Annotated in this window: 10 protein-coding genes and 1 tRNA gene; 5 read left to right on the forward strand and 6 right to left on the reverse strand. The window is 37.6% G+C overall.

Going from position 1 to position 13,326, the window contains the following annotated elements:
- Positions 1–104 precede the first annotated feature (104 nt).
- The gene (gene asd, locus B8W84_RS00870; RefSeq protein WP_094751555.1) at positions 105–953 is read right to left on the reverse strand and encodes an archaetidylserine decarboxylase; all 849 of its coding nucleotides are present in this window, start codon (positions 951–953) and stop codon (positions 105–107) included.
- A gap of 10 nt (positions 954–963) precedes the next feature.
- Positions 964–2,004: a small ribosomal subunit biogenesis GTPase RsgA gene (gene rsgA / locus B8W84_RS00875; protein ID WP_094751454.1), complete on the reverse strand. Its 1,041-nt coding sequence runs from the start codon at positions 2,002–2,004 to the stop codon at positions 964–966.
- A 107-nt stretch (positions 2,005–2,111) separates the two neighbouring features.
- On the opposite strand from rsgA, the gene orn reads away from it, so the two are divergent.
- The 3 genes from orn to galE all read left to right on the forward strand — a co-directional run bounded on the left by orn (position 2,112) and on the right by galE (position 4,096).
- Entirely contained in the window at positions 2,112–2,651 is a 540-nt protein-coding gene (orn, locus tag B8W84_RS00880) for an oligoribonuclease (RefSeq protein ID WP_094751455.1), read from the forward strand.
- A gap of 167 nt (positions 2,652–2,818) precedes the next feature.
- Positions 2,819–2,893, forward strand: a tRNA-Gly gene (locus B8W84_RS00885).
- A gap of 186 nt (positions 2,894–3,079) precedes the next feature.
- Positions 3,080–4,096, forward strand: coding sequence for a UDP-glucose 4-epimerase GalE (gene galE, locus B8W84_RS00890; protein WP_094751456.1), 1,017 nt, complete (start codon positions 3,080–3,082; stop codon positions 4,094–4,096).
- Between the two features lie 27 nt (positions 4,097–4,123).
- Here galE and tusA read toward each other — a convergent pair whose 3' ends face one another.
- Both tusA and ppc read right to left on the reverse strand, forming a co-directional pair.
- Positions 4,124–4,366: a sulfurtransferase TusA gene (tusA, locus tag B8W84_RS00895; RefSeq protein WP_094751457.1), complete on the reverse strand. Its 243-nt coding sequence runs from the start codon at positions 4,364–4,366 to the stop codon at positions 4,124–4,126.
- A 227-nt stretch (positions 4,367–4,593) separates the two neighbouring features.
- On the reverse strand, positions 4,594–7,227 hold the full coding sequence (gene ppc, locus B8W84_RS00900; protein ID WP_094751458.1) for a phosphoenolpyruvate carboxylase: 2,634 nt from the start codon (positions 7,225–7,227) through the stop codon (positions 4,594–4,596).
- Between the two features lie 480 nt (positions 7,228–7,707).
- Between ppc and B8W84_RS00905 the strand changes: the two genes are divergently transcribed.
- Positions 7,708–8,931 carry an argininosuccinate synthase gene (locus tag B8W84_RS00905; RefSeq protein ID WP_094751459.1) on the forward strand — a complete coding sequence of 408 codons (1,224 nt, stop codon included), beginning with the start codon at positions 7,708–7,710 and terminating at the stop codon, positions 8,929–8,931.
- Between the two features lie 96 nt (positions 8,932–9,027).
- On the opposite strand, the gene dcuC is transcribed toward B8W84_RS00905, so the two are convergent.
- Positions 9,028–10,395, reverse strand: coding sequence for a C4-dicarboxylate transporter DcuC (gene dcuC / locus B8W84_RS00910; RefSeq protein ID WP_094751460.1), 1,368 nt, complete (start codon positions 10,393–10,395; stop codon positions 9,028–9,030).
- Positions 10,396–10,397: 2 nt separating this feature from the next.
- Complete coding sequence (gene pepT / locus B8W84_RS00915) at positions 10,398–11,627, reverse strand: peptidase T (protein WP_094751461.1); 1,230 nt, start codon at positions 11,625–11,627, stop codon at positions 10,398–10,400.
- Between the two features lie 293 nt (positions 11,628–11,920).
- Between pepT and argH the strand changes: the two genes are divergently transcribed.
- Positions 11,921–13,306: an argininosuccinate lyase gene (gene argH, locus B8W84_RS00920; RefSeq protein WP_094751462.1), complete on the forward strand. Its 1,386-nt coding sequence runs from the start codon at positions 11,921–11,923 to the stop codon at positions 13,304–13,306.
- Positions 13,307–13,326: the final 20 nt, after the last annotated feature.

The raw sequence follows: 13,326 nt of genomic DNA on the forward strand, positions 1-13,326 counted from the left end.
CAGTACCTTTGTATTAAACGGTCGGAAAACAAATGTATTAAGCGCTGATTTATCCTTATCAAATAAATAAAAAATGGCAACGTATAAGCAAGCCATATTATTTTTTATTTGGCTTTAATGCAGGCAAAAAATTCTCCTAAGCGAGTGGCTGAACCTGATGATAATGCAGCGGATAACTCAACTGAATTTTCAGAAAAGATTGCAATGATAGTACTACCAAGTTTAAAGCAGCCCATCTCTGCACCTTTTTCAAGGACAATATTTTCAGTGCTATGATCCCAGTATTGGATATCTTTACCTTTTAATGTACCACTCCACACGGTTTCAATACTGGCAACAATCGTTGCGCCAACAAGAACCATTGCCATTGGGCCACATGCCGTAGAGAAAATCGCAACCGCGCGTTCATTACGCGAAAATAAGTTAGGCACATTTTCAGCGGTAAGTGGATTAACAGAAAAAAGGTCGCCAGGGATAAAAATGGTTTTTTCAAGTTTCCCCGTAATCGGCATATGAATGCGATGATAATCTTTAGGGGCTAAATAAATAGTAGAAAAAACACCTTTTTCAAAAGGTGCTGCAATAGTGTCTTTTCCTCCTAATAATTCTCGCAAACTAAAATCATGACCTTTTGCTTGGAAAATACGCCCTTCTTTAATATCGCCTTGCTGGCTCACTTTGCCATCAACTGGAATCGCTAGATTGTTATCTCCGTCAACAATAGGGCGGATGCCCGATTTTAACTCTCGAGTAAAAAAATCATTAAAGGTGACAAAATGTTCTGCATCAGAGTGCTTTGCTTCACTCATGTCAATGTCATATTGGGCAATAAAGCGTTTAATTAAGAACGTTGTGAATTTACCTGCTTTGGCCTCAGCCATTTTACCTGTTAAGCGTGAGAGTAAATGCTTCGGTAAAATATATTGGCTCATGATTTTTAGTTTCTCAAGCATAATTTTCTCTTTAATAAGTATTGGGATTGCGATGACGTGCATTTTTTGCATCATCCATCGTTTCTAATATTCGAATAAAGCTGGCATATCTTGCCTTGTCTATTTTCCCTTGTTGTACGGCTTCAATGAGCGCGCAACCGGGATCTGTTTTATGCTTACAATCTCTAAATCGACAAGTGCCTAGATACTCTCTAAATTCAACAAAGCCAGTGGCAATACGCTCGGCTTCTAAATGCCACAATGAAAATTCACGTATTCCAGGGCTATCGATAAGATCGCCTCCGTCAGCAAAATGATATAAACGAGCGGTGGTGGTGGTATGTTTACCAAGACCGGAACCCTCGGATATTTCCCCTGTCGTAGCGTCAACTTCGGGCAGTAGCATATTGAGTAGGGATGTTTTACCTACACCTGATTGGCCTACAAATATATTGACTTTATCTTTCATAACGGCTTTTAATTTGTCGAGTCCATCACCAAACATTGAGCAATATAGTACTTGGTAACCGATATTTTGGTAGCAGAGTAACTCTTTATCAATTTTTTCTGCGGTTTCCTTATCGAGAAGATCCGTTTTATTTAAGGCGATAATTGGTGTGATACCAATATCTTCACAAGCAATAATGTAGCGGTCGATAATATTTCGTGAAAATTCTGGTGCAATAGAGCTCACAATAATTATTTGATCTATATTTGCAGCAATAGGTTTTATACCATCATAATAATCGGGGCGAGTTAAAACTGTATCACGTGGATGCACCGCTTCTACAATGCCACTTATGCCACGATAAGCTTCATTTCCAGCTCGCCATACAACGCGGTCACCAGTTACCAGCGACTTGATAGAACGACGTAAATTACACCGTTCTATATTGCCTTTATCATCTTCAATATCTGCATGTTGTCCAAAGCGACTGATCACAACACCTTGAAGTTGAGGGCCAAGTTCTGATTCATCCCACTGTTTGTCATTATTCTTTTTCAAACGTTTATTATGGTTTTGTTGAACACGTCGAACTTGATTTTTGCTTAGTTTTTTCTTTTTGGCCACAAGGTACCCTTTGCTATCGCTGATTGTGTTAATACAGTATCATACTATATTTTTTAACATATTGAGCAAAAGAGTATTTTCTTGTCGAGAAAAGGATCACAACTAGCATGAATAAAAAAAATCTTATATGGATAGATTTAGAAATGACGGGCTTAAACCCAGAAACAGATCTTATTATTGAAATCGCAACGATAGTGACGGACAGTGAACTGAATATTCTAGCTGAAGGACCAGCGTGTGTTATACATGCCAGTCAAGAACACATGGATGCTATGGATAATTGGTGTACTCAGCACCATGGTGCTTCAGGTTTAACGCAACGCGTGTTGGATAGTGGTATTAATTGCGCTCAAGCCGAGCAAGCAACGTTGGATTTTTTAAAAGAGTGGACAGAAGCTGGGATTTCTCCTCTATGCGGTAATAGCATAGGGCAAGATCGTCGTTTTTTAGTGCGTTACATGCCTGAGTTAGAAGCTTATTTTCATTATCGAAATATTGATGTTAGCAGTATAAAAGAGTTAGGCTTTCGTTGGGCTCCAGAAATGGTTAAAGCGCATAAAAAATCAGGTGAACATTTGGCACTTGCTGATATTCGCGAATCGATTTCAGAGTTACAGCACTATAAAAAATGTTTTTTTAAATTTTAGTTGGTTTTTTAAACAGACAGTAGGCTGTCTGTTTAAAAAAAAAGCAAACGCTTAGTTTGTTTTTAAAATAACTAAAAAAAGCTTGCATTCATTGTGTCTCTGTCTATAATCGCACCCCATACGAAGCATACATCGCCAGATGTTAAGAGCTAAGTAGATAAGATAATGCGGCACTAGCTCAGTGGTAGAGCACAACCTTGCCAAGGTTGGGGTCAAGAGTTCGAGCCTCTTGTGCCGCTCCATTTTTAACATATATCTTCATAATCGTTAAATAATCAACTTGTAATGTAAGTTTATCGACAACTCATTTCGTTCTATTAAATCAACATTTATTAACCTATTAAATTTTTTATCTCTTCTTTATTTTTATCCTGTTTACATACATATATAGTATGATGCCTGTTCTTTATTTTTTTAGAAGGTTTTTTATGACTATTTTGGTGACCGGTGGTGCTGGCTATATTGGCTCACATGCAGTTTTAGAATTATTAGAATCAGGTTATGACGTTGTTGTTATTGATAACTTATGTAATTCATCTCAGGAGTCATTATACCGCATTAAAGAAATTACGGGAAAAAGCTGTCTATTTTATAAAGGTGATATATTAGATAAAGATTTTTTAGCAAAGATTTTCCATCTACATAAAATTCAAGCAGTGATGCATTTTGCAGGGTTAAAGGCAGTAGGTGAATCGGTCGCAAAACCTGTTTTATATTATCAGAATAATGTGCAGGGGACGTTAACTTTGTTGGATGCAATGGCTGATGCTAATGTTTTTAATTTGGTTTTTAGTTCTTCTGCAACGGTTTATGGCGATCCCTCCCATTTACCGATTAAAGAACACTTTCCAGTGGGGGCGACAACAAATCCTTATGGTACTTCAAAAAGGATGGTCGAGATGGTTTTACAAGACGTCGCAAAATCTGATCCGCGTTGGGCATTTATTATTTTACGTTATTTTAACCCAGTAGGCGCACATATTTCAGGTCTTATTGGTGAAAATCCTAATGGAATACCTAATAACTTGCTACCTTATATTGCGCAGGTTGCTGTCGGTAAATTAAATATATTAACGATATTTGGTAATGATTATCAAACATGCGATGGCACTGGGATACGAGATTATATTCATGTCGTTGATTTGGCATTAGGACATTTAAAAGCACTGGATAAGATAAAAAATACAAAGGGTGTGTCCATTTATAATTTAGGCACGGGTAAAGGTTACTCTGTTTTAGAAATGATACATGCTTTTGAAAAGGCGAGTGGTAAAAGAATATCGTATCAATTTTCAGCTCGGCGCGAAGGTGATATTGCGAGTTGTTATGCTGATCCTGAAAAGGCGCGCATAGAGTTGAATTGGTCTGCCAGTCGAGGCTTAACCGCGATGATGCAAGATACATGGCGCTGGCAAGTTACTAATCCAAACGGTTATCCGTTATAGTTTGAAGAATACAAAAGGCAATTATATTTAATGATTGCCTTTACGAATTAAGTATTGATAGGGAGGGCTTTCTGTTTTTGTCTCAATCAGAGAATGATCCATAAAACGGCAAAAGCTGGGAATATCTCGAGTGGTTGAGGGATCATCGGCTAAAACATACAGTAGTTCACCCGCTTGCATGCTCCTTATTTTTTTTCGGATAAGCATAATAGGTTCTGGGCAACGTAGGCCTAAAGTATCCAATCGTATTCTTTTTTCATTATTTATCATTATAGGCTCTTAGTAGGGATACTTTTCTTATGTTAACAGTAAAGTCTGTTGATTTAAATAAGCGGAGCTCTATCTCAAGGATAGAGCTAAGGCCAAACCCTTAAATATTTTTTTTGTTAAAGTTCCCCATTCGTAGAGACATTATCGTGTTTATTTATCGAGGCTTCTCTTTAAATTAAAAAAGGCTCTAGAGAGCCTTTTTTATTTTTAGTAGAGTGGATTGTAATTTAACCTGTATTGCGTAATCCGGCAGCAATACCTGCAATTGTAACCATTAAAGCTTGGTCGATTACGGGGCAAATAGTGTCACCATTAGCGCGAGACCGAGAAAGGAGCTCTGCTTGGAGCATATTAAGCGGATCAACGTAAGGATTACGTAAAGAAATTGATTTCTTTATCCAAGGTCGCTCTTGCATTAACTTATGCTCTGGAATCGTTTCTAAAAGCACGTTTTGTGTGAGAGTTAGATTATCGCGCAAACGCTGTCCTAATGGCCATAAAGATTTAGGTACTAGGCGCTCTTCATAGAATTTTGTTAATCCCGCATCGGTTTTTAAGAAAAGCATCTCTAACATTTCTAAACGTGTATGGAAGAACGGCCATTGACAATACATTTCTTGTAATAATTCTTTTTTGCCCTCATCTAATAATGTTTTTAATGGTCCTCCTGTGCCAAGCCATGCTGGTAGCATTAAACGATTTTGGCTCCAAGCAAAAATCCATGGAATAGCGCGTAAACTTTCAATGCCACCATTTTTTTTACGTTTCGCAGGGCGACTACCAAGGGCTAATTTCCCCAGTTCGAGCTCTGGTGTGACACTACGGAAATAAGGTAGGAAATCGGGCTCTTCACGCACAAAGTGGCGATATTCTTGACAAGATTGTTCCGCAAATTGGTGCATTATGTCGCGCCATTCTTGTTTTGGTGCTGGAGGTGGTAATAAATTTGCTTCTAAAATAGCTGCGGTATATAGATTTAAACTTTGTACAGCTACTTTAGGCAATCCAAATTTAAAACGGATCATCTCTCCTTGTTCGGTAACACGTAAACCTCCTTTTAATGATCCTGGAGGTTGAGATAATAAAGCTTGATGTGCTGGTGCACCGCCTCGGCCAATTGTGCCTCCTCGGCCATGAAAAAGAACCAGTTGAATGCTATTTTCGTCACATATTTTAATCAAAGCCTCTTGTGCTTGATATTGCGCCCAATTCGCGGCAATAACCCCCGCATCTTTTGCTGAATCAGAGTAACCAATCATCACATGTTGTTCGCCGTTAATATAATTTTTATACCAGTCCACAGCAAATAATCGTTGCATCACCATTTTGGCATTATTTAAATCATCTAATGTTTCAAAAAGAGGTGCGACAGGGATTTTAAATGGGCAATTCGTTTCTTTTAAAAGAAGCTGCACCGCCAAAACATCAGAGGCTTGGCGAGCCATTGATATGATATAAATGCCTAAAGCTTGGGGATCTGTTTTAGCGATAACGGCGAAAGTATCTAAAACTTCTTGTGTTTCAGCTGAAGGAGTCCAGCTATGTGGAATAAGAGGGCGCTTGCTATTTAGCTCCGTTAATAAGAACGTTTGCTTTTTAGATTCACTCCATAAGTTGTAGTTGCCTAAGTCTAAATAGGTTGTTAATTCAGAAAGTGTATCGGCATGACGTCCCCCATCTTGACGAATATCTAATTTAACTAAGTTAACACCAAAGCAGGCAATGCGACGTAAAACATCTAAAATAAAACCATTGGCAATTGAATGCATACCAGTGTTTTTAAGGGATTCATAACAAAGCGAGATAGGATTTTTTAATTGTTTGGTTCGAGTGATTAAGTCTTGTGCATCACTTTTATGGCCTTGTAATTTCGCGCTGAGTGCTGTTAGTGTTTCTTTTAATTCAATGCGTAATTTACGTAGAATAGCGCGATAAGGTTCATCTGCATCACCGACAAGATTACGCAGGGTGGCATCGCAATTATCCATGGATAATTCGTCAGTTAGCTGTTGAATATCTTTTAAGTATAAGTTGATAGCAACCCAACGACTGGTGAGCAAGACTTCTTCTGTTACTTTTGCTGTTACAAAAGGGTTTCCATCTCTATCACCTCCCATCCATGAGGTGATATTAATAGGGGAGGCGTCTTTTTCTAAACAAAGGCCAAGTCCTAATTTTAATTTTTTATCTAGCTCTCGCACATAAAGAGGTACAGCTTCCCATAGGCTGTTCTCTATGACGGCAAAACCCCATTTTGCTTCATCGACAGGAGAAGGGCGTTTTTTACGAATATCATTGGTATGCCATGCTTGAGTAATTAATTGTTCGAGTCTGCTGAGTAGTCTATCTTGCTCATTATTTGAAATGTCAGATGCTTCTAAGTGGCTCAGGCAGCTATTAATCGCAATATGTTTGTGAATTAATGTTCGTCGTGTGATTTCAGTGGGATGCGCGGTTAAAACCATGTTCATGGATAAATCATTAATCGCTTTTTGCATATCTTCTTTAGTTATATTGGACTGCTTAAGCTTCTGGATCATTTCCATTATGGGGTCAGGAGAATTTTTGTCATTTTCAGCATGCCGTGAAATACCATGGAATTGTTCTGCAATATTTGCTAAATTTAAAAAGTGTGTGAAAGCTCGAGCAACAGGTACTAGTTCAGTATCAGATAAATTGGATAAAACACGAATAAGAATATCACCATCATTTTTATTACCTGCTCGTGATGATTTTGAAAGTTGGCGAATTTCTTCTATTTTATCAAGGAACTCTTCACCTAAATGCTCGCCAATACTTTTCCCTAATAATTGACCTAATAAATTTACATTACTACGTAAATTTGCATATTGCTCTGTCATATAAAGCTCCTGATTTTTTTAAAAAAGCATATCTCATTGTTTGATCATGCCGTACCGTAGCACAAATGCGACTTCAATCAATCTTACCTAAGATAAATTTCATTTTGTTTTTTTTACAATATTTGTAATCGAGCGGTGTAAGAAAGCCACGTTTATTTATTTGAAATCACTTTATAGGCTTCAAATCGTGGGGAAATATAAGTATTTATTGGATTGAGGTGTTGTGCTAGGTGTTTTAAGTGTTTCGTAATAATAACATAAGAGAGGGTGTTCAACAAAAGGAAGTTTAGAGTCATCATCCTGCATTTTTTGATTCATATAAATATCTATCATCAACTTTTTTATACATGACATCGTATTTATATAGATGTTTTAGATATAAGAATTAATTTAGATTACAATCAATGCTTCGCATGATTATGCACTTTTGTTTTTCTGAGTAGGTGTCTGATAAAGTTATAACTGAAGAGGTGCTAATTAATGAATAAAGTAAAAAAAGTAGTATTAGCTTATTCTGGAGGCTTAGATACCTCTGCAATCATACCGTGGCTAAAAGAAAATTATGACAATTGTGAGGTTATCGCTTTTTGTGCTGATGTCGGGCAGGGTGAAGAGGAGTTAATCGGATTAGAAAAAAAAGCGTTATCTTCGGGAGCAAGTGAGTACCACCTTGTTGATTTAAAAGAAGAGTTCGTATCAGATTACATTTACCCAACCATAGCAACAAATGCGGTTTATGAGGGGACTTATTTATTAGGTACTGCAATGGCGAGGCCTATTATTGCTAAGGCACAAGTTGAATTTGCGTTGCAAGTAGGTGCGGATGCCCTTTGTCATGGCTGTACAGGAAAAGGTAACGATCAAATCCGTTTTGAAAGTTGTTTTGCTGCGCTTGCACCACAATTGCGAGTTATCGCGCCGTGGCGAGAATGGGATCTTGTGTCACGCGAAGATTTATTAAATTATCTGAGTAAGCGACACATTAAAACGAGTGCAACGAGCACTAAAATTTATAGTCGAGATGCAAATGTATGGCATATTTCGCATGAGGGAGGGGCTCTTGAGAATCCCAATAATGCCCCTTGCAAGGATGTTTGGACATTAACAGTTGATCCATTACAAGCGCCAGATAAAGAAGAATATGTGCATCTTCATATTGAAAATTCTAGAGTGACAAAAATCGATGGTGTTGCATTGTCCCCTTATCAAGCGTTAATTTTATTAAATAACAAAGCAGCTAAACATGGAATTGGTAGAATTGATATCGTTGAAAATCGTACGATAGGGATGAAATCTCGAGGCTGTTATGAAACACCTGGAGGGACAGTCATGGTTACGGCCTTACGTGCAATTGATGAATTAGTACATGATAAATTATCACGTTGTTGGCGTGATAAAATTGGGCAAGAATTTGCTCATTTAGTTTATGATGGGCGCTGGTTTACACCACTTTGTGAATCGTTATTAGCCGCGTCTGAATCACTTGCAAGTTATGTCAATGGTGAAGTAGTTATACGCCTTTATAAGGGACAAGCTGTTGCTGTCAAAAAAGACTCAATAAATAGTTTATATTCTGAAACTTTTGCTACTTTTGGGGATGATAATGTCTATGATCAAAGTCATGCAGAAGGTTTTATTCGTTTATATTCGTTATCAAGTCGGATAAGAAAGCTTAATGAAAGTGCAAAAAAACAATTCAAGTAGGTGCTTATAATCGTTTGTTATCTCGTTAATATGCAAAAGGCCCTCATCTCGATCATGAGGGCCTTTTGCATATATTTGGTAATAGACTCTAAAAAATCAACTATAAAATAGATAAACGATTATAAAATGAAATACAAAGCCAACTAAAACGGGAACAGATGTTCGTTGTACGACTTCAAAGGGGCTAAGTTTGGCGCCCGTTGCAGACGCAATCACGACAGCAGAAACAGGGGACATTGATCGGCCCATTGCGGATGCTTGTTGCATAGGCATTAGCATCGCAGGCATATTCGCCCCCATACTCGATGCGATATTAGGGATTAATTCGACAAATGCTAAGAAAGGGGCATTACCCGAGCCCATAATCACGGCTGCAACCAACGTAATAACTGCAAAAACCAACGTCATAGCAACACTCGGTAAACCAATAGATTTAGCCATGATAATTAGGTTTGATATTGCGCCTGTGGCTTGGATGCCATGAGCAAAAACGCCTGCAGCCACCAATAAGAAAACAACTTGATTAAAGGCATTTCCCATTCCTTTGGAGAACACGCCAAAATCATTAAAAATGGTTTTAAGTGTTTTTTGAGTAAAGCATTCACATAGAATCGAAATGAACATTGCTATAAAAACGATGGTTGTCACATCAATATTAATATTTGACATAATTAGATTTGAAAAGATGACTGCCATGATAATCGGTAATAAAGGGAGTATCAGATAATAGCTTGGAGCAAGCTTTCCGATCTCTTTGCTTTTGGTGTTGGATATTTTTTCAAATTGTTCAGGATGTTTTTTGTCGAGATGAGACTGCCAAATAATATGCATAAAACCAATTACAATCATAGTCGCTATCGATGTTGGTGCTTGGTAGTTAAAAATATAGGTCATTAAATCCATATTTAAAGCTTCACTTGCCCGAATCGCATCGATACCAGTGGGTGTATAGCTGACGGCAAGAGAGCTGGCAATAATAGCGACTGAACTACCCCGTGAAAGACCCAGAGCCAATAAAACTGGAAACAGAGTACCCATTAATAGAACACCAAGGCCTGTAGCAGAAGGAATTGCTAGTTGTAATACACTTGCCATACAATATGCACAGAAGAGCATGATCTTTTTATTTGTAATATGTTTTAATGTTTTTGTCGCAAGCCTTACCACCACATCATTTGCACCAATATGGTTCATATAATTGGCAAAACCGACCAATGACATGATCATCAGGCCTAAAGTCCCTGCGCGGTAGCCCATTAAGTATTGAACATACCTAAAAGGTTCAAACCCAATAAAATTTGTAGAGTGAACAGAATTCGGAAGTACCTCCCCCCAGCCGAAAATTAGAGTGGAAAAAATCAAGATCATCCCACCTAATAACAACGTAAGTTCTGCTTTATATCCCTTTAAAATCATTGAGGCAGTAAAGATTATTACTGCTAAAACCAATAATAACTGCACCATGTTTAAACCCTTTCATGTGCTGTGAGGTTCATTATTATGCTTTGTACTACATTGCTGGCGGCGATTAATGAAGGTACGGGTAAATATTCAAAGATCGAATGGAAATTATGCGCTCCCGTAAATAGATTAGGGCACGGTAAACCCTTTTGGGAAAGAACAGCACCATCATATCCGCCCCGCATGGCAACAATATTAGGGTTAATGTTGTTGTCTTTATAGGCACTTATGGCAAGATCAATCGGCAATGTTGAATTTTTCAAAAAATTAAGTACGTTACTGTAGCGATCTGTGAGAGTTAAATGTGCTCTATCATTATTATTTTGATTAAAAATCTCTACTTGTTTACGCACATATTCATTACGTTGTTTATATCCATCCTCAGTAAAATCTCGGATGTCGATATTTAGTACTGTCTTTGCAGAGTTGCCCACCATTTTTTTCATCCAGTAGTATCCTTGACGTGCATCGGTGCATTCAGGTCTTTCTTCGCTGGGGAATTGAGTTATAAAAGTATTTGCAAGTAGGAGTGCATTGACAAGTTTGCCTTTGGCGTTCATTGGATGTGCAGATTGGCCTGTAAAAGTAACAACTGCATTACCTGCATTCCAATTTTCATAAATAAATTCACCAATTGGACCCGCATCGATTGTATAGGCGAAATCAGCATTTAATTCTTTGACATTAAATTCTTTTGCACCTAAAAGGCCTTGCTCTTCATCGGGAAGGAATACAATTTGAACTTTTCCATGTTCAATCTGAGGGTTGTCTTGAAAAAATTGTAAGGCATTTAATATGGCTGCGATAGCTGCTTTATCATCCGCGCCTAATAATGATGTTCCATCGGTTACGATGATTTCTTGGCCAGTATAATGAGCAAGCTCAGGAAATTGTTGTAAAGACAGAGTTATATTTTCGGAGAGAGAAATATCACCACCATTATATTGTACAATTTTAGCATGTGTATCAGCCGTGCATTCAGAACTGGTATCTAGATGGCCAAAGAAAGCGATAGTGGGCAAATTTTTATTTGAATTGGAAGCTAAAGTTGCATTTAAGATTGCATTATCATGAAGCGTAATATCAATACAACCTAATGACTCTAATTGACATTTAACCAGAGTCGCTAATTTATATTGACCATCGCTTGAGGGCATTATGCCGAGGCTTCCTTGTTCTTGGTTAGTGGTCGTATTAATTCGAGTGTAACCTAAGAAACGTTCTACAATATGCATTTTTCAGTACCTTATTTATTATTTAAGGTGACATATTATAAATATCAATCAAAAGTTAAAGTGAGCTTTATCCCAATGTAAAAAATATTTTAATATAAGCGTTATAAATCGGGGGATTACAGAGAACAAATTACGCGCTTGTTATTTAAATCCAATATATATTTAAATATTTGTTTTGATAAGTTTTAAATTGACGGAGAGGTAAACTTTGAACTAGGTTAGATTGTAGGTTACTGTATAGACTGAACTATTAATCACTTTTTTAGAAAATAATCTTAGCGTAGGAGCACAGTATGGCACTATGGGGTGGACGATTTAGTGGAAAAGCAGATGTAAAATTCAAAATGTTTAATGATTCATTACGTTTTGATTATCGCCTTGCCGAGCAAGATATTATAGCCTCGATAGCGTGGTCAAAAGCGTTATTAAGTGTGCAGGTTTTAAGTAATGATGAGCAATTAAAATTAGAATCTGCATTGCAGGATCTCTTGGTTTTGGTCTTACATGATAACCAGGAAATATTAAACTCTACGGCTGAGGATATTCATTCTTGGGTGGAAATTCAATTAATTGATAAATTGGGTGATTTAGGTAAAAAACTGCATACGGGGCGAAGCCGTAATGATCAGGTTGCAACCGATTTAAAACTCTGGTGTAAGAAAAAAGGTTTTGCATTAAGACAAGAATTGCAGACGTTAGAGGCGACGTTAGTCAAATTGGCTCGTTTGAATCAAGATGTTGTTATTCCTGGATATACACATTTACAACGGGCACAACCAGTAACCTTTTCGCATTGGTGTTTAGCGTATGTTGAAATGCTTGAACGCGATAAAAGTCGTTTAGAAAATTGTTTGTCTCGATTAGATACCTGTCCTCTGGGTAGTGGGGCGTTAGCGGGAACTGCATATGCAATAGATAGAACGGCTTTGGCGTATGACTTAGGGTTTAAAAGTGCGACGCGTAATAGTTTAGATGCGGTGGCAGATAGAGATCATGTAATCGAACTAATGAGTTGTGCTGCGCTATCCATGTCGCATTTATCTAGGATGGCTGAGGATCTTATTTTTTATAATAGTGGTGAAGCTGCATTTGTTGAAATGTCGGATCAAGTGACATCGGGATCCTCGTTAATGCCACAAAAGAAAAATCCAGATGCGATGGAGCTTATTCGTGGTAAATCGGGAAGAGTTTTTGGCTCGTTAGCAAGTATGCTAATGACGTTAAAAGGTTTACCGCTTGCTTATAATAAAGATATGCAAGAAGATAAGGAAGGACTTTTCGATGCGTTAGACACATGGCAAGATTGCCTTGCAATTGCATCTATTGTATTAGCTGATATTAAAGTAAATGTAGAGCGTACAGAGAAAGCAGCTCAAGGTGGCTATGCTAATGCTACAGATTTAGCTGATTATTTAGTTAAAAAAGGAGTCCCATTTAGAGCGTCGCATCAGATGGTCGGAGAAATAGTCCTATTTGCTATACAAAAAAGCGTGGCATTAGAGGATTTAACCTTATTAGAGTTTAAAAAATTTACACCATTAATAGAAAATGATGTTTATATTGTTTTAATGCTTCAATCGATATTAAATGCACGTAAAGCATTAGGTGGCGTTGCTCCTGAGCAAATAGAGTTTGCTTTAAAAGAAGCAGAGCATCGGCTCTTACATGAGAAGAGCTAATTTACTTTAATATAGAAGAA

The sequence above is a fragment of the Psychromonas sp. CD1 genome (assembly GCF_002239585.1).
Taxonomy (GTDB): Bacteria; Pseudomonadota; Gammaproteobacteria; order Enterobacterales; family Psychromonadaceae; genus Psychromonas.

What these genes read in the sequence shown, in the direction of transcription:
- tusA (WP_094751457.1), bottom strand. Translation starts at nt 4,366, where the DNA reads ATGATAAATAATGAAAAAAGAATACGATTGGATACTTTAGGCCTACGT.
- ppc (WP_094751458.1), bottom strand. Translation starts at nt 7,227, where the DNA reads ATGACAGAGCAATATGCAAATTTACGTAGTAATGTAAATTTATTAGGT.
- argH (WP_094751462.1), top strand. Translation starts at nt 11,921, where the DNA reads ATGGCACTATGGGGTGGACGATTTAGTGGAAAAGCAGATGTAAAATTC.
- B8W84_RS00905 (WP_094751459.1), top strand. Translation starts at nt 7,708, where the DNA reads ATGAATAAAGTAAAAAAAGTAGTATTAGCTTATTCTGGAGGCTTAGAT.
- dcuC (WP_094751460.1), bottom strand. Translation starts at nt 10,395, where the DNA reads ATGGTGCAGTTATTATTGGTTTTAGCAGTAATAATCTTTACTGCCTCA.
- asd (WP_094751555.1), bottom strand. Translation starts at nt 953, where the DNA reads ATGCTTGAGAAACTAAAAATCATGAGCCAATATATTTTACCGAAGCAT.
- galE (WP_094751456.1), top strand. Translation starts at nt 3,080, where the DNA reads ATGACTATTTTGGTGACCGGTGGTGCTGGCTATATTGGCTCACATGCA.
- orn (WP_094751455.1), top strand. Translation starts at nt 2,112, where the DNA reads ATGAATAAAAAAAATCTTATATGGATAGATTTAGAAATGACGGGCTTA.
- pepT (WP_094751461.1), bottom strand. Translation starts at nt 11,627, where the DNA reads ATGCATATTGTAGAACGTTTCTTAGGTTACACTCGAATTAATACGACC.